Genomic DNA, 18,507 nt, shown 5'->3' with positions numbered 1-18,507 from the left:
TGGTTTGTCCATTTTTTGGCCACAATACCCCGTCATGTATTTCTCACAAGGATTACAAGCGCCAGTTGACTGGATCAGATCAGGCAGCGCGGCCCATACGACACAGGCACGACGATGAATATGCAAGTGAACGCTGTCATGGCACCACCCGCCCCCAAGTCATTGGAAGGGATGCAACTGCCTATTGTCATGATGCGCGACATCATGATCAAGTCGATGTTCCGCACAAATATGACCATCGTCTCTGACATCGCGCGGGTCATTTGTCTGCCGATCCCTGTGACGCAGGAACTGATTGAAATCGCGCGTTCTCAACGGCTTATCGAAACCATCGGGATGCTAAGCCCCAATTCGGCGGGCGAGTTGAGCTACCAATTGACCGACGCGGGCAAGGCGCGGGCGTTAGAGGCGCTGACCCAATCGGAATACTATGGCGCCATGCCCGTTCCGATGGCCGTCTATGCCGAACAGGTGAAACGCCAATCGATCCGTAACCTGCAAATGACCCGTGATCGTCTGACTTCGGCGATGGGGCATCTGATCCTACCGCCGAAGCTGATCGGCGAATTAGGGCCTGCGATTTCGGCGGGCCGTTCGATTCTCATGTATGGCCCTCCGGGGAATGGTAAGTCGTCGATCTCGAACGGGATCAGGGACGCGCTGGGCGATAAGATTTACGTGCCGCGTGCGATTGAATACGCAGGGCAGGTGATCACCGTTTATGACCCCATCGTGCATTCGGCCGCCGAAGAGGATTTGGACGATCCGAACGCGATCCGCCGCACGTCGGGTAAATTCGACACGCGGTATGTAAAGTGTGAGCGCCCCACGGTTATCACGGGCGGTGAACTGTCGCTCGACATGCTGAACCTCGTTTATAACCCTGTGGCGCGGACTTATCAGGCGCCGCTTCAGCTCAAGGCGACGGGCGGCGTGTTTATCGTCGACGACCTTGGCCGTCAGGAAGACCCACCGCAAAAGCTGGTGAACCGCTGGATCGTTCCGCTTGAGGAAAACCGCGATATCCTCGCGCTGCAATCGGGCGAGAAATTCGAGGTGCCGTTCGATACCCTCGTGATTTTCTCGACCAACTTCCACCCGAACGAAATCTTTGACCAAGCAGCGCTGCGGCGGATTTTCTACAAGATTAAGATCGACGGGCCGAACAAACAGGACTTCCTCAAAATCTTTGCCATGATCGCAAAGAAAAAGGGGATGCCGCTGGATGAGGCGTCATTGGTTCATCTGTTGAAAAACAAATACCCGACGATCGAAAATACCTATGCGAACTACCAACCAGGGTTCCTGATCGACCAGATTATTTCGATCTGCGAATTCGAAGGCCTGCACTATCACATGACCCCAGAACTGGTTGACCGCGCATGGGCCAACCTGTTCGTGAAGGACGAAGTGATCGTGAAATAAGGGGCGTTACGCCCCTTCAAAATCGCAAATCGTGTGCACGTCGAGGCCCATATCGGCCAAAACCTTGCGCCCGCCGAGTTCGGGAAGGTCGACAACAAAGGCGCAAGACACGACCTGTGCGCCGAGCTGTTCGACCAGTTTGATCCCCGCAACGGCGGTGCCACCCGTGGCCAGTAGATCATCCACGATCAGCACGCGTTCGCCTGCTTCGAGTGCGTCCTCATGGATCTCAACCGTCGCTTCGCCGTATTCGAGTTTGTAGTCCTGCGAGAGCGTCTTACCCGGCAGTTTACCCTTTTTCCGCACGGGCACGAACCCAACGCCAAGCTGGTGCGCGACCGCACCGCCGAGGATAAAACCACGCGCCTCTAACCCGATCACCTTATCGATCTTCTGGCCGACATAGGGCTCCAACAGTTGATCGATCGCCAACCGCAGACCACGCGGATCGCTAAACAGCGTCGTCACATCACGGAACATAATGCCCTCGTGCGGGAAGTCGGGAATGGTGCGGATGTAATCCTTAACGGTTTTCATAAAGGCCTCTGACTGATTGCGCCTTTGGGTATCAACTCAACACGCGGGCCGCAATCGTCCGTAGCCTCTCGACCATCATCGGATCGCGTTTCTCTGGGGCGGTCATGATCGCAAATTCGAGTGCGGTATCGCATCCGCAAGGGCAGGGTGCGCGGTCGGGGCCGAGTTGGGCGGGCAGGCCAGCCACCGTTTCGCGAGCCTTGGCTGAATTGCCGTGCAGCGTGCGGATGATGTCCGAAATTTCGACCGCGCCGTGGTCAGGGTGCCAGCTATCGTAATCGGTGATCATCGCGATGGAGGCGTAGCAAAGCTCTGCTTCGCGGGCGAGCTTGGCTTCGGGCATGTTGGTCATGCCGATCACATCGCAGCCCCATTGGCGGTAAAGGTGGCTTTCGGCCATCGTTGAGAACTGGGGCCCCTCCATCGCGAGGTAGGTGCCGCCACGGTGAACGGTCGTTCCCGTCGCACGGGCGGCAGCTTCGGCTGCGTCCATGAGGCGGGAACAGGTCGGGTGCGCGACGCTGACATGTGCCACAAGGCCCGGACCGAAAAAGGTTTTCTCGCGGGCAAAGGTGCGGTCGATGAACTGATCGACGATCACGAAATCACCGGGGGCCATGTCTTCGCGGAAGGACCCGCAGGCGGAAATGCTAAAGACATCTGTCACGCCGAGCATTTTCAGGGCAGCGATATTGGCGCGGTAGTTCACCGTCGATGGGGTCTGAACGTGGCCGCGTCCGTGGCGAGGTAGGAACACCATCTCGATCCCATCGAGCGTGCCTGTCAGCAGATCATCCGACGGCATCCCCCACGGCGTTTCCACCGTCACCCAGTCGCGGTTTTCCAATACGTCGATGTCGTAAACGCCCGATCCGCCGATGATCCCGATTTTTGTCTTCATGACCCACCTTTTGCAATCTATGGTTGTTATGCTGCCTCGCAGAGAGGCGTTCCGCAAGCCCAAAGCCAGTGCCGCCATCGCAACACATGGGCGCCGAACGCGCGAGCGGGTTCACTTTCAGGCGCTAACAGGTTAGGGCGGCGGCAAGCGAACAGGAATAGGAAAACCAAAATGCCCCGTGCAAGACTGGCGGCTGTGGCCGGAAAACTCGCGATTGCCGATAAGGGCGATCTGACCCCGAACCAGCTCAAGACCGAAGTGCTGTCGGGCCTGACCGTTGCGTTGGCATTGGTGCCCGAAGCGGTCGCCTTTGCTTTCGTGGCAGGGGTTCACCCGTTGGTTGGCCTTTATGCGGCGTTTATCATTGGTTTGGTAACGGCCCTGATCGGTGGCCGTCCGGGTATGATTTCGGGCGCAACGGGTGCGCTGGCCGTTGTGATGGTCGCACTGGTGGCTGAGCATGGCGTTGAATACCTTTTTGCCACTGTTGTTCTGATGGGGATCATCCAGCTGATTGTTGGCGTAATGCATTGGGGCAAGTTCATCCGCCTCGTTCCGCACCCTGTTATGTTGGGCTTTGTGAACGGTCTGGCAATTGTGATCTTCCTTGCGCAGATGAGCCAGTTTCAGGTTCCGGGCAGTGCTGAGGCCGCAGGTCACGGTATGTCGGGTGGTGAATGGCTGTCGGGCATTCAGCTTTATATGATGCTGGGCCTTGTGGCTCTGACGATGGCGATCATCTGGGGTATTCCGAAGGTGACGAACATCATTCCCGCTCCGCTGGCTGGGATCGGCATCACCGCGATCATCGTGATTGCCTTTGGCATCGATGTGCCGCGCGTTGGTGACATGGCAGAGATCAAGGGCGGTCTGCCGATGTTCCATTTCCCGCAGGTGCCGCTGACCTTTGAGACATTCAAAATCATCCTGCCGTATTCGGTCATTCTGGCCGCGATTGGTCTGATCGAGAGCCTCCTGACGCTGAACCTTGTTGGTGAACTCACTGGCAAACGTGGTGGCGCATCGCAGGAGTGTATCGCGCAGGGCACTGCGAACTTTATCGCTGGTTTCTTTGGCACGATGGGCGGTTGCGCGATGATCGGTCAGTCGATGATCAACGTGAAATCTGGTGGCCGCACCCGCGTGGCGGCGATCACTGCGGCGCTGTTCCTTTTGGCCTTCATCGTTGTGGCCTCTCCGCTCATTGAACAAATCCCGCTGGCGGCGCTGGTTGGTGTGATGTTCATGGTGGTGATCGGCACATTTGCGTGGAACTCGTTTAAAATCCTGTTCCGCGTGCCGCTGACCGATGCCTTTGTGATCGTCCTCGTGACGGTTGTGACGGTTTGGACGGACCTCGCGACGGCTGTTGTGGTTGGTGTGATCGTGTCGGCACTGGCCTACGCATGGAACAACGCACGCCGTATCCACGCGAAAACCTACACCACGCCCGAAGGGGCGAAGGTCTATCAGGTTCAGGGCCCACTGTTCTTTGGCTCGACCGATGGCTTTATCGAATTGTTTGATTTTGCTGGCGACCCGAGCCTCGTGATCGTGGACTTCAACGACAGCCGCGTGGCGGACCAATCCGCGCTGCAGGCGATTGAAACCGTTGCTGCGAAATACGAGCAGGCGGGCAAGAAAATCCAGCTGCGTCACCTGAGCCGCGATTGCCACAAGCTTTTGACCAAAGCGGGGCACTTGATGGTCGATAGCGACGATGACCCAGATTACGAGATCGCCGTGGACTATGGTGTCCGCACTGGCATCTTGGGTGGACATTGATTTAGGGGCCTTCGGGCCCCTTTTCATTTCTCAGCGATGAAGAGTGGATGTATCGTGGCCCGATGAGGGGGCACTACGATGATTACCGACGTTGAGGATTTCTTTACCAAAGGCTGCGGTCGCTGTGCCCGTTTTGAGACACCAGACTGTTCGACCCAAATTTGGGGCGACGGTGTGCGGGAATTGCGCGAGATATGTTTAAGCGCGGGGCTGACAGAAACGGTGAAATGGGGTCATGCCTGTTATACGCATGCTGGCCGCAACATCGTGATCATCGGGGCGTTCCGCGACAATTTCCGACTGAACTTTTTCAATGCGGGTCTGCTTAAGGACCCTGAGGGTGTTCTCGAAAAACAGGGTGCTGAGACAAAGACACCCGACATGCTGCGCTTTACCGCGGCTGATCAGGTGGCGGCCAAAGCTGCAATCGCAGCAGCCTATATCGCCGAGGCGATGGGCTATGCGGAGGCGGGCATCAAGGAAAAGAAAAAAACGACGACAGAGTTGGAGCTGCCCGAGGAACTGGCGAACGCGCTCGACGCGGATCCCGAAATGGCCGAAGCCTTTGCCGCGCTGACACCGGGACGTCGGCGCAGCTACGTGATGAACCTCAATGCCGCAAAACAAACGGCGACTCGCATCAATCGGATCGCCAAGTTTCGCGAGGGTATTCTGGCGGGCAAGGGGCTGAACGAACGTTAGACGGTTAGGCCTTATCGTCGGGCCGCGTGAGCGAAAAGACCTCTTTCACGACCGCATAATCGCGGTAGCCAAGGCGGGCGAGCGGCTGGAAACGGGTCACATCGAACACACCATCGACAAGGCAGTCATCGCGCATGTGCACGCCGATGACCTCACCAAAGATCGCGGTGCTCTCGTCCCCTTCGAGCTTTACGATCTGGGTAAGGCGGCATTCGAGTGAGGCAGGCGCATTGGCGACACGTGCGCAAGCGATCTGGTCACACTCGGCTTTATCAATTCCAGCGAATTCGAACTCATCGACATCTGCCGCATGGCTGCCCGAGGTCGCATTCATCGCGTCGCGCATCGCGTATTCAACGATGTTCACACAGAAGACACTTGTTTCGCGGATATTGGCGAGGCTGTCCTTGCCATCGCGGTCCACCTTTGTGCCGCTGGAGGAGAACATGACTTGGGGCGGCGTGTAGGCGACGGCGTTAAAGAACGAATAGGGGGCCAAATTGTCGACGCCATCCGCGCCACGGCTCGAAATCCAGCCAATCGGGCGGGGAGAGACAATCGCGTTGAACGGATTATGCGGCAGGCCGTGGCCATCGGCCGGACGATAGAACATATTAAAAGGACCCTTATCTGGTTTGCGGCAGAGGTAGCGTCATGCTAGGGCGGCTTCCAGACTTTATGCGGAAAAAAGCTCGGAATGATCCAACTGACTTTGGAAACAGCGCAGGATTGGTGGGAAGTTGAGGCACTTTATGACCTCTGCTTTGCTCCTGGTCGGACGGCACTCTCGTCGTATCGGCTTCGCGATGGTGTTGATCCTATTGCGCAGCTTTGTTTTACCGCGCGGGATCAGGACGGAATTCTCGCGGGTGTGATCCGCAACTGGCCTGTCTATGTGGGTGATCGGTTGGCGATCCTCCTCGGCCCTGTGGCCGTGCACCCGACCCGTCAAGGCGAAGGTGTTGGTGGCGCGCTGATGCGTAAGACCCTGAACCGCGCTTTTGATCTGGGCTGGTCGCGGGTCATGTTGGTGGGAGATTACCCCTATTATAAACGGTTCGGTTTCTTCCACCTTGAGGGTGTCGAGATGCCGCCGCCGACAAACCCTGACCGCGTTCTGGGCTATAACCTTTGTCCGTCGGCATGGACGGGTGTTACGGGTAAAGTTCTGCCCGCCCCTGATTGTAATCCCGGTGGTCGCCCCCATTTTAAAGGGCATGATCACGAAAAACCCGCCTCGACTGATTAACCCGACCAACCCTCTTGATGCTGCTGGGCGTGAGAGGGTGCGGGCCTTAGCGCAGCGTCAGGCATCTGCAAACGGTATGTTGATGCAGGTGATCACCTATGTGGGTGGTCAGGTCGAGGACGGCATGAAAATGCTGCCCGCCGCGTTCCGAACCAAAATCGAAGGGGCCGCGCGCACTGCGTTAGAGCGCAGTTTCCATTTGGCCAAAGCATCGCGGCAAGGTCCGTTAGAGCGGGCCGTTGCCAGCGACCGTATGCACAAAGTGATTGGCGCGATTTCAGGCGCATTGGGTGGTGTTGGTGGCGTACCGACCGCGATTGCAGAGATACCCGTTGCGACGACGATTATCTTTCGGGCCGTGCAGGGCGTGGCGCAAACCTATGGCGAAGATATCGACAGCGACGAAACCCGTGCAGAGTGTTTGCGGGTGTTCAGCGCGGGTGGTCCTGATGCCGATGACGACGGGATTGATACGAGTTTCATCGGGGCGCGCGTGGCCCTGACAGGACCTGCAATCCATTCCTTGATCGCGAAGGTTGCGCCAAAATTCGCGGCTGTGTTAACGCAAAAGCTCGCCACGCAAGCGGTACCTGTTCTGGGCGCAGCTGCGGGGGCGGGAACCAATTTGGCCTTTGTGAACTACTACACTGAAATGGCGCATGTTCACTTTGGGCTGCGGCAGTTGGCGCGGGAATTCGACCCCGATCAAGTGATCGAGGCCTTCCATGCGGAAACGGTTAAAGGGCGATCTGTCGCGAAACGCTGATCAGCTCTGCTTGGACAGCCATTCGCCAATCGCCTCGCGAACCGATTGTTCCCCACGGGCGCGGGAATCGGCAATGACGCCGCGTGCTTCGTTCAAGTTCACACGGCGCAGCAGATGTTTCACTGGACCGATCGAGGCCGGTCGCATCGACAGGGTGCGTAGACCAATCGCGGCAAGGCAGACCGCTTCAATCGGGCGGCCAGCATCTTCACCACAAAACGACACGGGTTTGCCTGCTTTGGCACAGCGTTCTACGACCAGTTCGAGGAACGACAAGAAGCTGACGTTTAGCGTGTCATAGCGACGGCGGACGCGTTCGTTTTCACGGTCAGCGGCAAAGAAGAACTGCTTGAGGTCGTTCCCGCCAATCGACAAGAAATCCACCTCTTCAAAGAAAGCGTCAGGCGCAAAGGCAAGGCTGGGGGTTTCCAGCATCGCGCCCACTTCGATCTTGGACGGCAGCGGGTGGCCTAGGATGCGTTCGCGGTCCAAGGCTTTGTTCATCTCGGCCTTCGCATCGCGGAATTCCTGTAGCTGCGCCACAAAGGGGAACATAATGGTCAGCGGGCGCCCGTGTGCAGCGCGGATCAGCGCCTGTAGCTGCATCCGCAAGACGCCCGGTTTGTCGAGGCCCACGCGGATCGCACGCCAGCCCATCGCGGGGTTCGGTTCGTCCTGCGCCTGCATGTAAGGCAGAACCTTGTCCGACCCGATGTCGAGCGTGCGGAAGGCAACGCGTTTGTTGTTCGCCGCATCTATGACGCGGGAATAGAGCGCCGAAAGCTCTGCACGTTTCGGCATCTGATTACGGATGAGGAACTGAAGCTCTGTGCGGAACAGCCCCACGCCTTCGGCCCCCGATGAGGGCAGCGACGGTAGGTCCGCCATTAGCCCTGCATTCATATGCAGATTTACGGTCGTGCCGCAGAGCGCAGTCGCGGGTAGGTCGCGGATCGACGCGTAGCGTTCTTGGGCCAAGGCTTGCATCGCGATTTTATCGCGGAAAGCGTTGTGCACGTTTTCATCAGGCCGCAGGTGAACGATCCCCTGATCGCCATCAACGAGGATCGGATCGCCGTTGAGCGCCTCAGCGGTGATGTTCTTTGCGTGAATGACAAGCGGGATCGCCCATGCGCGGGCCACGATGGCCGCGTGCGACCCGACGGAGCCTTCTTCAAGAACGATACCGCGCAGACCTTTGCCATATTCCAGCAATTCACCCGGCCCGATGTTGCGCGCCACGAGAACGGCGTTCTCTGGCATCGCGGCGCCGGTCTCTTTGCCTTGACCCGTCAGGATGCGGAGCAGACGGTTCGACAGATCGTCGAGGTCATGTAGACGGTCGCGCAGGTAAGCGTCACCCGCGCTGTTCATGCGGCTACGAGCGAGGGATTGTTCTTTCTCTACGGCAGCTTCAGCAGATAGGCCGCTCTGCACGTCTTCTTCCATGCGGCGCATCCAGCTGCGGGAGTTCGCAAACATGCGATAGGCTTCGAGCACCTGAACCTGTTCGGTGTTCACAGTCGTTGTCGTGTTCAGCATGTCATCGACAGAAACACGCAGCGTATCAACGGCTTCGCGCAGGCGTGCCAGTTCGCTGTCGGGATCATCGGCGACAGGGTTCGTCACAACAACGCGCGGTTCGTGCAGATAGACGTGGCCATCGGTTGCGCCTTCTTGACCCGTGGTGCCACGGAACAATACAGGCTGTTGGTGACGGGCGGTCATGGCGGAACCTTCGCCTACGAAGGCACCCAGCTCTGCCATTTCGGCAAGTACCATTGCGACAACTTCGAGCGCGTAGACCTCGTCTGCCGAAAACTCGCGGGCTTCTTTGGACTGAACGACCAGAACGCCCAAGGCGCTGCCAAGTCGCTGGATCGGCACACCGCAGAAGGACGAATATCGTTCTTCGCCCGTTTCCGGCATATAGCGGAACCCTTTGGCGGCGGGCGCGTCAGCGGTGTTGATTACGCTGCGGGTGCGAGCAACGCGGCCCACCAGACCTTCGCCCAAACGCATCCGTGTTTGGTGGACAGCGGCCGCGTCCAGACCTTCGGTCGCGCAAAGTTCGAGGGTTTCAGAATCACGGAATAGGTAAATCGAGCACACCTGTGTCTGCATCGAGGATGCGATCAGGTGCACGATTTTATCCAGTCGAGCCTGCCCTGCGGCATCCTCGGCCATGGTGTCGCGCAAGCGGCCCAGCAGCTTGCGGCTGTCGCTTTCGATCCTGTGTCCCATCGGTCCATCCGTTTTTGTTACGCCCATCTATAAGCGACCTCTGTAAGGAATGGGAGTGGACAAAAGGTGTCACGGCAAACTCTTGCTATCGCAGCATTTTTTCGCAGCTGCAGCATGGGGTATTTGCACAAGAAAAAGGCCGCCAGTGGAAACCCACGGCGGCCCATCGTATGGATTTAGGCTGGTTTAGCCTTTGTCGAGCTCGAACGCATCGTGGAGCGCTTGAACAGCGAGTTCCATGTATTTGCGGTCGATCAGGACAGAGATTTTGATTTCCGAGGTGGCGATAACTTTGATGTTGATGCCTTCTTTGGACAGGACTTCGAACATCTTAGCTGCAACGCCAGCGTGGGACCGCATGCCGATACCAACAACCGAAACCTTTGCAACTTCGGTGTCTGCTTCGAGACGGTCAAAGTTGATCAGGCCTTTTTCTTTGGCATCGTTCAGCGCCTTTTCTGCACGCATCTTTTGTTCGATGGGGCAAGAGAAGGTCATGTCGGTTACGCCGCCAGCATGGCCCTGATAGTTCTGTTCAGAGATGTTCTGAACGATCATATCGACGTTCACGCCTGCTTCGGACAGCGGCCCAAAGATTGCGGCAGCGATACCCGGTTTGTCCTCGATGGTAACGAGGGTCATTTTCGCTTCTTCGCGGGAATAGGCGACACCGGAAACGACGTTGGATTCCATGATTTGCTCCTCTGCGCAGACCAGCGTGCCTGCGTCATCTGACGGTTCTTCGAACGAGCTAAGTACGCGCAGTTTTACATTATAGCGCATGGCCAATTCGACCGAACGGGTTTGCAGAACCTTCGCACCAAGCGAGGCCAGTTCCAGCATTTCTTCAAAAGCGATTTTGTCGAGCTTACGTGCCTTCGACGTGATGCGCGGGTCGGTGGTGTAGACCCCGTCAACGTCGGTGTAGATGTCGCAGCGTTCAGCTTCGAATGCAGCCGCGAAAGCAACAGCGGTGGTGTCAGAACCACCACGGCCAAGGGTGGTGATGCGGCCTTCGGGCGAGATGCCTTGGAAGCCAGCGACCACGGCAACCTTCATGCCTTCGTCGAACTTTTTATTGATGTTCTCGCTCGGGATCTCTTCGATCCGCGCGGCCCCGTGTGCGCTGGTGGTTTTGACTGGAACCTGCCAGCCCTGCCAGCTGCGCGCTGGAATGCCCATTTCCTGAAGACGCAGTGCCATCAGACCCGCGGTGACGTTCTCACCAGAGGAGACAATCGCATCGTATTCACGCGCGTCATAGAGCGGCGAGGTTTCGTTCACCCAGCCAACCAGTTCGTTTGTCTTACCCGACATTGCCGAAACGATGACGATTACGTCATAGCCTTTGGCAACCTCAAGAGAGACACGTTTAGCGGCGCGGGCGATGCGGTCGAGGTTGGCGACCGAAGTCCCACCGAATTTCATGACAAGCGTCGGCATGGCTGTCCCTTGCAAAATATCGCGATCCCCTTAGCTGGCATTGCGATAAAGGGCAATTGTCCAAACGTAAGGATGCGTCATTTTTGTAACAAAAGACGGCGGTAAATTGGGCTAGTTCGTCTGTTTGCGCGGGGTGAAAGGGAGGGGCGCAACGGGAATGCCCTCTTCGAGGAGTTTGATCGCCTCTTCAGGCTTCGTTTCGCCGTAGATATTGCGTTTCGGCGCTTCGCCCTCGTGCATCTTGCGGGCTTCAGACGCAAAGCTCATCCCGACGTAGTCAGAGTTCTCTTCGACCTCTTTGCGCAGTTTCGCAATCGCCTCTTCTTCGGGGGATGTTGTCGCGGTGAGCGGACGGTCGTGATCTGTCCGAACTGACGGCGCCATGAGGGATTTGGTCACTCTCGATGATCCGCAGTGCGTGCAGGCGACCAGTCCGGAGGAGTGAAGCGTGTCAAAGGCCTCTCCGGATTTGAACCAGCTTTCAAAGCTGTGGCCTTGGTCGCACTTCAGTGCGTAGCGGATCATGATGAACCCTCAATTTCGCAACGATGAGACAGAATTAGCGCGTCTTGATCGTCTGGAAAAGGGGCGCTAGTCAGAAGGTGCCGTAACCGCGTTCGTCGTTGTCGGCGTCAATGACCACGAATGGCGCAGGTTTGTTCGGCGCATTTGCGGTTTCGACCTCGGCCACGGGCGTTGATTCGGTTTCTGCAGCGACGTGGTTTTTCTCAGGAACATATGCGGGTTTAGGGGCTCGTGTTTCCTCAACTTCGACAGGGGTCACGTCGATGGGTTCGATGTGGTCTTCTTTGTCCAGTTTGAACTTGCTGAGTTCTTCCAGAAGCGCCTCGTTGGTCATGGTCAACTGCGTCGCGGTCGATGCGAACGCATCGGCCTGCTGGCTCGTAACGCGTGTGATCCGTGCAATATCGAGGATCGCGTCGTTAATCAGATCAACGCCGCGCGACTGTTCGGCGCTTGCGGCGGAAATCGTGGTTACCAGATCGGACACATGCGCAATGTTCTCCGCGATTTGGTCAAAGGACGCGCGGGTTTCCTCCGAAATAGCAACGCCTTCGCGCACGCGTTCAGAGCTGCCTTCAATCAATTCGCTGGTCTCGCGTGCGGCCTTGGCCGAACGTCCTGCGAGGTTGCGCACCTCTTGGGCGACGACCGCAAAACCGCGGCCATGCTGACCTGCGCGGGCAGCCTCAACTGCCGCGTTGAGCGCGAGCAGGTTCGTTTGAAACGCGATTTCGTCGATAACTTTAATGATCTTCGCGATGTCTTGGCTCGAAGCGTTAATCGCATCCATCGCATCGACCATCCGCGACACCTTGAGCGTGCCCTGTTCAACAACAGCCGAGGTGCTTTCGACGAGTTCCTCAGCCGCCTTAGCCGACTCCGCGTTGGTTTTCACTTGGCTTGCGGTTTGTTCGACCGAGCTGGACAGCTCTTCGACAGCGGAGGATTGGATGTCTGCGTTGTTGGCAAGGGACTGCGCAGCCGTTTCGAGGTCACGCGCAGATAAGGTCAGTTCATCCATACCGTTGCGGAACTTCTTCATCGTATCAGCGATGAACTTGATCAATCGGTCGAACCCGCTGGCCGCCTCGCCCATTTCGTCATCCCGTTCGACGACCATCATACGTTTGGTTAGATCGCGTTCGTCTGCCATACGGCTCATTCGTCGTGATACCCAAATGATCGGGCGCACGGTCGCGCGACCCATCATCCCACTGATGATGCCGACCACGATAATGATCCCGACGACGAGTGCTGCAATGATGTTCGTCAGAGAGGTCGCGTCAGCCAAAATCATGTCGTGGTTTACGGTGATCACGAGGCCGTAGGAGGTGTCACCGATCTCAACCGGGCCGTATGACGACATGAGCGACACGCCTTCGGCGCTATCGAATACCATCTGGCCTGTTTCACCATTTATAGCGTTGGCAATGTTGGGAGAATTGCGCGACAGGCGTAGGTGATGACCTTGGCGGATGCCAGACGGAAGAAGACCAGAAAGGATCACAGCGTTGCCGTCTGGGTTCACAAGAACGATCTGTGCGTCAACGCTCAGGCCGTTTTCTTGGCGCATGGCCTTTTGGATTGGTGTCTCTGGAACAGCAAAAATAAGCGCGCCGAGTGTGTTCCCGAAATCATCAACGACAGGTGCGCCCATGAACGCGTTCACAGCGCCGCCCGACAAATTGTAGATGCCAAATTCCGAAGTCAGGATCGGTGTGCCATCGGAAAAGGCTCCGTTGCCCGTGTTGTGCGTGGTTGTGAGGTCCATCGAAAGAAGGTCCCGCGCCATCGCTGCGACATCCGTATTTGCGATTTTTGGGTCAGAGATGTTGAGCGCAAAATCGTCACGTTTCGCAAAGGTATAAACGATGTTCCCATCAGGATCGATCAAGAGGAGGTCGTCGATCGTCATTTCAGTAGCGACCACGTTGAACCAGCGATGAAGGTTCGAATGGAGCGTTGTGTAGTGGCTACCGTCACCTGCGTTCAGCAGTTTTGACCGATCATTCATCAAAATGTTCGGGTTGTTGGTGGTGTAGATGTCGCGGATCGTCGTAAGGTTCGCCTCTAGGCCGTCATTCGCAGATAGCGCCCGCGAGAAACCACGAAGGGCTGAGGCGATAGAGATGTCATCAGCAAGAAGGTGCAGCGCACCGCGATAGCTGTCCATCTGAGCCATAATCGCGTCAGAAATGACCTGTTGGCTGGCTGTCAGGTTTTCAATCGCGGCTTTTTCCATCGTCGCGTTCATGCGGTTCGTTGCCAGAATGCCAACGAAGCTCGCAGAGACTGCACTGAAAAATACGAACGCGAGTGGAAGTTTCCACGAAAGAGACAGTTTCATACCGACCGGCCTATTAACTCATCGACCGATTACACGGCCTTTCACTGTGGGTTACGGCCCAAGGGAAAAAGGTTTTAGGAAAAAATGCCGTTCGAACCTGCGACATCGCGACAAACGGGAAACGACCACGCTCTGGCGTATCTTATTGGGATATCGGGGGGATGGTGCTGCAGGGGAGGATTGAACTCCCGACCTCTCCCTTACCAAGGGAGTGCTCTACCACTGAGCTACTGCAGCGTCTTTTCGGTGCGGGGGAATTAGCTGCAAAAGATTCCATACGCAACCCCTCTCTGGACGGTTTTTTTATCAGCGGGTATCAGAAGGGTCATGAGTGAGAAAACAGGCAATAAAATTGGTGATCCTAAGGTGCAAACCCGTGAGGATCGGTTAAAAGCTGCGTTGAAAGCTAATATGGCGAAGCGCAAGGCACAGGCGCGTGCGCGAGCGACCGCAACAGATATTTCTGAGGAAGAGTAGGGGCATTATGGATTCGATTCTGGTTACGGGCGGTAAACCGCTGCGCGGTGAAATCGCGATTGCGGGCGCAAAGAACGCCGCGCTGACGCTGATGCCCGCGACTTTGCTCAGTGACGAACCCCTCACGCTGACTAATACGCCGCGCCTGTCTGACATCAAAACGATGACTGCTCTGCTGCAGTCGTTGGGCGCTGAAGTCTCTGCTCTGGCGGATGGTAAGGTCATGGCGATGTCGTCGCATGGTCTGAACTCGACCCGCGCGGATTATGAAATCGTTCGTAAAATGCGGGCGTCAAACCTTGTTCTTGGGCCGCTCTTGGCGCGTGAAGGTCATGCGATTGTGTCGCTTCCGGGTGGTTGCGCGATTGGCGCGCGTCCGATGGATATTCATATCGCCGCGTTCGAGGCGATGGGCGCGACCATTGATCTAAAAGACGGCTATCTGCACGCAACAACCCAAGGCGGGTTGAAAGGCGGCGTTGTGAAACTGCGCTTTGCCTCTGTTGGTGCGACCGAAAACGTTCTCATGGCTGCGACCTTGGCCAAAGGCACGACAATCATCGAAAACGCAGCGCGTGAGCCAGAGATTGTTGATCTTGCGACCTGTCTTCGTGCGATGGGCGCACAGATCGAAGGCGACGGCACCAGCCGTATCGAAATTCAAGGCGTCGATCGCCTGCACGGTGCAACCCATCCTGTTGTCACCGACCGAATTGAGCTCGGCACCTATATGCTCGCTCCTGTGATTGCGGGTGGTGAGGTCGAATGTCTGGGCGGGAAACTGTCGCTCGTCGAATCATTCGTCGAAAAACTGACCGAGGCGGGAATCACTGTTGAGGAAACAGATCGCGGCCTCAAAGTGCGCTGTGACGGCGGTCGTCCGAAAGCGGTGAATGTTACGACAGAGCCGTTCCCAGGCTTCCCGACCGACCTTCAGGCGCAGATGATGGCGATGCTTTGCTTTGCTGAGGGAACATCGGTGCTCGAAGAGAAAATCTTTGAGAACCGCTTTATGCACGCGCCTGAACTGATCCGCATGGGTGCAAAGATTGACGTTCATGGCGGCACCGCGACCGTTCATGGCGTCGATAAGATGAAGGGCGCGCCTGTGATGGCAACCGACCTTCGTGCATCGGTTTCGCTGATCCTCGCGGGCCTGGCGGCGGAAGGTGAAACGCAAGTGAACCGCGTTTACCACCTCGACCGAGGCTACGAGCACGTTGAGGAAAAACTGGGTGCCGTTGGTGCGCAGATCGAAAGGATCAAAGGCCAGTGACCCAAGATGCTCGGTTCGAAGATGGTGCCGACGCACCGCTGCGGCTAAAGGCGCTGGATGTGGACGACCTCGCTGTTGTGTCGTCACTCGTTCAGGATTCGGTGTTTCCATCATCGGAAATGGTTTGGAAATCCAAAGAGCGCCGCTTTGCCCTGCTGTTGAACCGTTTCCGTTGGGAAGATGCGGATAAGGCGCAGACCCGCAATCGTGCCTTTGAACGGGTGCAATCCGTTCTCGCAATCGAGGATGTCACCGCTGTTCGGTCCCAAGGGGTGCCGCGCGGTGACGCGGATACTGTGCTCTCGCTCTTATCCATCAGCTTTGAAGCGGGCGAAGATGGGACAGGCACTGTCGTCCTGACCCTCGCAGGCGATGGTGCCATTGCGCTGTCGGTCGAAGCGCTGGAAGTCGTCCTACGCGATGTCACCCGTCCTTATGTTGCGCCGTCTCATAAGGCTCCGCAGCACCCTGAATAATGGCTTATGCCTAAAATGACGCGGCCCCGATGATTGAAGGGGTCGTGATGGGGCGCTATTAAGCCTCAGAAGGAGACCGCCCATGCCGCATTTTCTGGACACCACCGATGCAGGTTTCGAACAGGACTTTGTAGCCCTGTTGGGGATGAAGCGTGAAGACAGCCCTGATGTGGATGCCGTCGTTGCGGGTATCATCGCTGATGTTCGTGCACGTGGTGACGCGGCTGTTCTGGAACTGACCGCGAAATTCGACCGCATGGAACTGACCGCTGATCAGTTGCGGTTCTCGGACGCTGAGATCGAGGCGGAATGTGCAAAGGTTTCGGACGAGGATCGTGCTGCGCTCGAACTCGCGGCGGAACGTATTCGGGCCTATCACGAACGTCAGCTGCCTGCGGATGCTCTCTGGGTAGATGAAGTTGGTGCGCAACTTGGCTGGCGTTGGACTGCGGTTGAGGCTGCAGGGCTTTATGTCCCGGGTGGACTTGCGTCCTATCCGTCGTCCGTTCTGATGAACGCGATCCCTGCTAAAGTGGCGGGCGTTGATCGGTTGGCGATTGTGGTGCCGACACCCGATGGCGTGACGAACCCTCTTGTTTTGTTGGCCGCGCGTATCGCAGGCGTGGACGAGATCTACCGTGTTGGCGGCGCACAAGCGATTGCGGCATTGGCCTATGGCACCGAAACCATAGCGCCCGTGGATAAGATCACTGGACCGGGCAACGCCTTTGTCGCGGCGGCGAAGCGTCGTGTGTTCGGCAAGGTCGGTATCGATATGATCGCGGGCCCGTCCGAAATCCTCGTGATCGCGGATAAAGACAATGATCCCGACTGGATCGCGGTTGATCTGATGTCTCAGGCCGAACACGATGAGAGCGCGCAATCGCTTTTGATTACGGATGACGCTGATTTTGGTCGCGCCGTCGCTGCTGCCGTTGAAAAGCGGCTTGAGACGCTTGAACGTCGTGAGATCGCTGGCGCGAGTTGGCGTGATTTTGGCGCGGTGATTGTTGTGCGTGACATGGAAGAGGCTGTGCGCCTCTCGGATCGGATCGCGCCCGAACACCTCGAGATTTGCACCACTGATGCTGAGGCGCTGTCGGAAAAGATTCGCCACGCTGGCGCTATCTTCATCGGTTCCTTCACGCCCGAGGCCATTGGCGATTACATCGGCGGGCCAAACCACGTGCTGCCTACGGCGCGTTCGGCCCGTTTTTCGTCGGGTTTGTCGGTCATGGACTTCGTAAAACGCACCACTTTGTCACGAATGACGCCTGAGGCACTTTTGGCTATTGGCCCCGCGGCGGAACGTCTGGCACAGTCGGAAAGTCTGGAAGCGCACGGATTGTCGGTCCGCGCTCGTCTGGACCGTTTGAACAAGGGATAGGGCATCGCGGAATGTCAAAGATCATTCACATAGAGCTGGACGACAGCAATCTGCCACCGCCCACACCTGAGGTCGAACAGGAACGCCGCGTGGCGATGTTTGATCTTCTCGAAGAGAACAGCTTTGACCTCGTATCGCGGGACGACCGTCCTGTGCCTGAGGGGCCCTATAAGCTGTTCCTCTCGGTGCGCGAACGCCGTCTTGTGTTCGAGATTAAGACCGAAGCGAACGACCCCGCAGGTGAATTCCACCTCAGCCTTGGGCCGTTCCGTCAGGTGGTCAAAGATTACTTCATGATCTGCGAAAGTTATTTCGATGCGGTGAAAACCGCTGCGCCGAGCCAGATTGAAACGATCGATATGGCGCGCCGCGGTATCCACAACGAAGGCGCCAATGTTCTGCAAGAACGGCTAGAAGGTAAGGCGGTTGTGGATCATGACACCGCGCGTCGCCTGTTCACCCTCATCTGCGTTCTGCATTTCGGGGGCTGATTTGGACGAGGGCGGTAAGACATATCAGCCTCTCCCGCAGTCGGTTCTGTTCTGCTGCGATCATAATTCGGTCCGGTCGCCTATGGCCGAAGGATTGATGAAGAAATTCTACGGCACGGGATGCTACGTGCAGTCCGTGGGCGTAAAGAGCGATCTCGAAATCGACGGCTTTACCATCGCCGTCTGCCAAGAGGTCGGCGTAGAGCTATCCCGCCACCGTGCGCGGTCTTTTGACGAGCTAAAACAATGGGGCGATGACCTGTCGTCGTTCGACCTCGTTGTTGCGTTGTCGCCGGCGAGTCAACGTCAGGCTCTTGAAATGACGCGGTTTTTCCATCTCGACGTTGAATATTGGCCGATCCTCGATCCGACGGGGTTGGGGACCACACGGGATGAAAAGCTCGAGAGTTATCGTAAAACACGTGACCAGATAATTGCCCGCCTGCATGACAGATGGGGCCCGTCAAAGGAGTGAC

The 18,507-nt window shown here is 57.1% G+C and carries 18 protein-coding genes and 1 tRNA gene; 11 read left to right on the top strand and 8 right to left on the bottom strand.

Features of this window, described 5'->3' with window-relative positions:
* Positions 1-114: 114 nt before the first annotated feature.
* Complete coding sequence (locus AC07ED_RS12255) at positions 115-1,425, top strand: ATPase (RefSeq protein ID WP_105234250.1); 1,311 nt, start codon at positions 115-117, stop codon at positions 1,423-1,425.
* A gap of 6 nt (positions 1,426-1,431) precedes the next feature.
* Here AC07ED_RS12255 and AC07ED_RS12250 read toward each other — a convergent pair whose 3' ends face one another.
* Positions 1,432-1,962: an adenine phosphoribosyltransferase gene (locus AC07ED_RS12250; protein WP_105234251.1), complete on the bottom strand. Its 531-nt coding sequence runs from the start codon at positions 1,960-1,962 to the stop codon at positions 1,432-1,434.
* A 31-nt stretch (positions 1,963-1,993) separates the two neighbouring features.
* Positions 1,994-2,863 (bottom strand): S-methyl-5'-thioadenosine phosphorylase, encoded by an 870-nt coding sequence (locus AC07ED_RS12245; protein ID WP_245918109.1) that lies wholly within the window; start codon positions 2,861-2,863, stop codon positions 1,994-1,996.
* A gap of 171 nt (positions 2,864-3,034) precedes the next feature.
* Here AC07ED_RS12245 and AC07ED_RS12240 point away from each other — a divergent pair, with 171 nt between their 5' ends.
* Together AC07ED_RS12240 and AC07ED_RS12235 are read left to right on the top strand one after the other, a co-directional pair.
* On the top strand, positions 3,035-4,648 hold the full coding sequence (locus AC07ED_RS12240; RefSeq protein WP_105234253.1) for a SulP family inorganic anion transporter: 1,614 nt from the start codon (positions 3,035-3,037) through the stop codon (positions 4,646-4,648).
* Positions 4,649-4,726: 78 nt separating this feature from the next.
* Positions 4,727-5,350: a YdeI/OmpD-associated family protein gene (locus AC07ED_RS12235; protein WP_105234254.1), complete on the top strand. Its 624-nt coding sequence runs from the start codon at positions 4,727-4,729 to the stop codon at positions 5,348-5,350.
* Between the two features lie 4 nt (positions 5,351-5,354).
* Here AC07ED_RS12235 and AC07ED_RS12230 read toward each other — a convergent pair whose 3' ends face one another.
* Positions 5,355-5,963, bottom strand: coding sequence for a flavin reductase family protein (locus tag AC07ED_RS12230; RefSeq protein WP_105234255.1), 609 nt, complete (start codon positions 5,961-5,963; stop codon positions 5,355-5,357).
* Positions 5,964-6,047: 84 nt separating this feature from the next.
* Here AC07ED_RS12230 and AC07ED_RS12225 point away from each other — a divergent pair, with 84 nt between their 5' ends.
* Together AC07ED_RS12225 and AC07ED_RS12220 are read left to right on the top strand one after the other, a co-directional pair.
* Positions 6,048-6,599, top strand: a complete 552-nt coding sequence (locus tag AC07ED_RS12225) for a GNAT family N-acetyltransferase (RefSeq protein WP_105234256.1) — start codon at positions 6,048-6,050, stop codon at positions 6,597-6,599.
* Positions 6,568-7,365, top strand: coding sequence for an EcsC family protein (locus tag AC07ED_RS12220; RefSeq protein ID WP_105234257.1), 798 nt, complete (start codon positions 6,568-6,570; stop codon positions 7,363-7,365). The genes AC07ED_RS12225 and AC07ED_RS12220 overlap by 32 nt, the downstream gene beginning before the upstream one ends.
* On the opposite strand, the gene ptsP is transcribed toward AC07ED_RS12220, so the two are convergent.
* From ptsP to AC07ED_RS12195, 5 genes are all read right to left on the bottom strand, one after another.
* The gene (ptsP, locus tag AC07ED_RS12215; protein ID WP_105234258.1) at positions 7,366-9,609 is read right to left on the bottom strand and encodes a phosphoenolpyruvate--protein phosphotransferase; all 2,244 of its coding nucleotides are present in this window, start codon (positions 9,607-9,609) and stop codon (positions 7,366-7,368) included.
* Between the two features lie 186 nt (positions 9,610-9,795).
* Positions 9,796-11,052: an aspartate kinase gene (locus tag AC07ED_RS12210; protein ID WP_105234259.1), complete on the bottom strand. Its 1,257-nt coding sequence runs from the start codon at positions 11,050-11,052 to the stop codon at positions 9,796-9,798.
* Between the two features lie 111 nt (positions 11,053-11,163).
* Complete coding sequence (locus AC07ED_RS12205; RefSeq protein WP_105234260.1) at positions 11,164-11,577, bottom strand: DUF1178 family protein; 414 nt, start codon at positions 11,575-11,577, stop codon at positions 11,164-11,166.
* A 70-nt stretch (positions 11,578-11,647) separates the two neighbouring features.
* Positions 11,648-13,924, bottom strand: a complete 2,277-nt coding sequence (locus AC07ED_RS12200; protein WP_245918110.1) for a methyl-accepting chemotaxis protein — start codon at positions 13,922-13,924, stop codon at positions 11,648-11,650.
* A 162-nt stretch (positions 13,925-14,086) separates the two neighbouring features.
* Positions 14,087-14,161, bottom strand: a tRNA-Thr gene (locus AC07ED_RS12195).
* 90 nt (positions 14,162-14,251) lie between these two features.
* Between AC07ED_RS12195 and AC07ED_RS12190 the strand changes: the two genes are divergently transcribed.
* The 6 genes from AC07ED_RS12190 to AC07ED_RS12165 all read left to right on the top strand — a co-directional run bounded on the left by AC07ED_RS12190 (position 14,252) and on the right by AC07ED_RS12165 (position 18,506).
* Positions 14,252-14,401, top strand: a complete 150-nt coding sequence (locus AC07ED_RS12190) for a hypothetical protein (RefSeq protein ID WP_167668764.1) — start codon at positions 14,252-14,254, stop codon at positions 14,399-14,401.
* 7 nt (positions 14,402-14,408) lie between these two features.
* Positions 14,409-15,677 (top strand): UDP-N-acetylglucosamine 1-carboxyvinyltransferase, encoded by a 1,269-nt coding sequence (gene murA / locus AC07ED_RS12185; RefSeq protein ID WP_105234261.1) that lies wholly within the window; start codon positions 14,409-14,411, stop codon positions 15,675-15,677.
* Entirely contained in the window at positions 15,674-16,153 is a 480-nt protein-coding gene (locus AC07ED_RS12180) for a DUF2948 family protein (RefSeq protein WP_105234262.1), read from the top strand. The genes murA and AC07ED_RS12180 overlap by 4 nt, the downstream gene beginning before the upstream one ends.
* Positions 16,154-16,235: 82 nt before the next feature.
* The gene (gene hisD, locus AC07ED_RS12175; protein ID WP_105234263.1) at positions 16,236-17,540 is read left to right on the top strand and encodes a histidinol dehydrogenase; all 1,305 of its coding nucleotides are present in this window, start codon (positions 16,236-16,238) and stop codon (positions 17,538-17,540) included.
* Positions 17,541-17,551: 11 nt separating this feature from the next.
* Entirely contained in the window at positions 17,552-18,031 is a 480-nt protein-coding gene (locus AC07ED_RS12170) for a UPF0262 family protein (protein WP_105234264.1), read from the top strand.
* Positions 17,976-18,506 carry an arsenate-mycothiol transferase ArsC gene (locus AC07ED_RS12165; RefSeq protein WP_105234265.1) on the top strand — a complete coding sequence of 177 codons (531 nt, stop codon included), beginning with the start codon at positions 17,976-17,978 and terminating at the stop codon, positions 18,504-18,506. The genes AC07ED_RS12170 and AC07ED_RS12165 overlap by 56 nt, the downstream gene beginning before the upstream one ends.
* The last annotated feature ends 1 nt before the right edge of the window (position 18,507 follow it).

It is taken from the genome of Aestuarium zhoushanense (assembly GCF_056431045.1).
Note: the sequence above shows the minus strand (reverse complement) of the source record. Positions and strands in the feature narration are given on the sequence as shown.

Excerpts from the sequence above, each read along its gene's own strand:
- AC07ED_RS12255 (WP_105234250.1), top strand. The coding sequence starts at position 115 with ATGAATATGCAAGTGAACGCTGTCATGGCACCACCCGCCCCCAAGTCA.
- AC07ED_RS12250 (WP_105234251.1), bottom strand. The coding sequence starts at position 1,962 with ATGAAAACCGTTAAGGATTACATCCGCACCATTCCCGACTTCCCGCAC.
- AC07ED_RS12245 (WP_245918109.1), bottom strand. The coding sequence starts at position 2,863 with ATGAAGACAAAAATCGGGATCATCGGCGGATCGGGCGTTTACGACATC.
- AC07ED_RS12240 (WP_105234253.1), top strand. The coding sequence starts at position 3,035 with ATGCCCCGTGCAAGACTGGCGGCTGTGGCCGGAAAACTCGCGATTGCC.
- AC07ED_RS12235 (WP_105234254.1), top strand. The coding sequence starts at position 4,727 with ATGATTACCGACGTTGAGGATTTCTTTACCAAAGGCTGCGGTCGCTGT.
- AC07ED_RS12230 (WP_105234255.1), bottom strand. The coding sequence starts at position 5,963 with ATGTTCTATCGTCCGGCCGATGGCCACGGCCTGCCGCATAATCCGTTC.
- AC07ED_RS12225 (WP_105234256.1), top strand. The coding sequence starts at position 6,048 with ATGATCCAACTGACTTTGGAAACAGCGCAGGATTGGTGGGAAGTTGAG.
- AC07ED_RS12220 (WP_105234257.1), top strand. The coding sequence starts at position 6,568 with ATGATCACGAAAAACCCGCCTCGACTGATTAACCCGACCAACCCTCTT.
- ptsP (WP_105234258.1), bottom strand. The coding sequence starts at position 9,609 with ATGGGACACAGGATCGAAAGCGACAGCCGCAAGCTGCTGGGCCGCTTG.
- AC07ED_RS12210 (WP_105234259.1), bottom strand. The coding sequence starts at position 11,052 with ATGCCGACGCTTGTCATGAAATTCGGTGGGACTTCGGTCGCCAACCTC.
- AC07ED_RS12205 (WP_105234260.1), bottom strand. The coding sequence starts at position 11,577 with ATGATCCGCTACGCACTGAAGTGCGACCAAGGCCACAGCTTTGAAAGC.
- AC07ED_RS12200 (WP_245918110.1), bottom strand. The coding sequence starts at position 13,924 with ATGAAACTGTCTCTTTCGTGGAAACTTCCACTCGCGTTCGTATTTTTC.
- AC07ED_RS12190 (WP_167668764.1), top strand. The coding sequence starts at position 14,252 with ATGAGTGAGAAAACAGGCAATAAAATTGGTGATCCTAAGGTGCAAACC.
- murA (WP_105234261.1), top strand. The coding sequence starts at position 14,409 with ATGGATTCGATTCTGGTTACGGGCGGTAAACCGCTGCGCGGTGAAATC.
- hisD (WP_105234263.1), top strand. The coding sequence starts at position 16,236 with ATGCCGCATTTTCTGGACACCACCGATGCAGGTTTCGAACAGGACTTT.
- AC07ED_RS12170 (WP_105234264.1), top strand. The coding sequence starts at position 17,552 with ATGTCAAAGATCATTCACATAGAGCTGGACGACAGCAATCTGCCACCG.
- AC07ED_RS12165 (WP_105234265.1), top strand. The coding sequence starts at position 17,976 with ATGACACCGCGCGTCGCCTGTTCACCCTCATCTGCGTTCTGCATTTCG.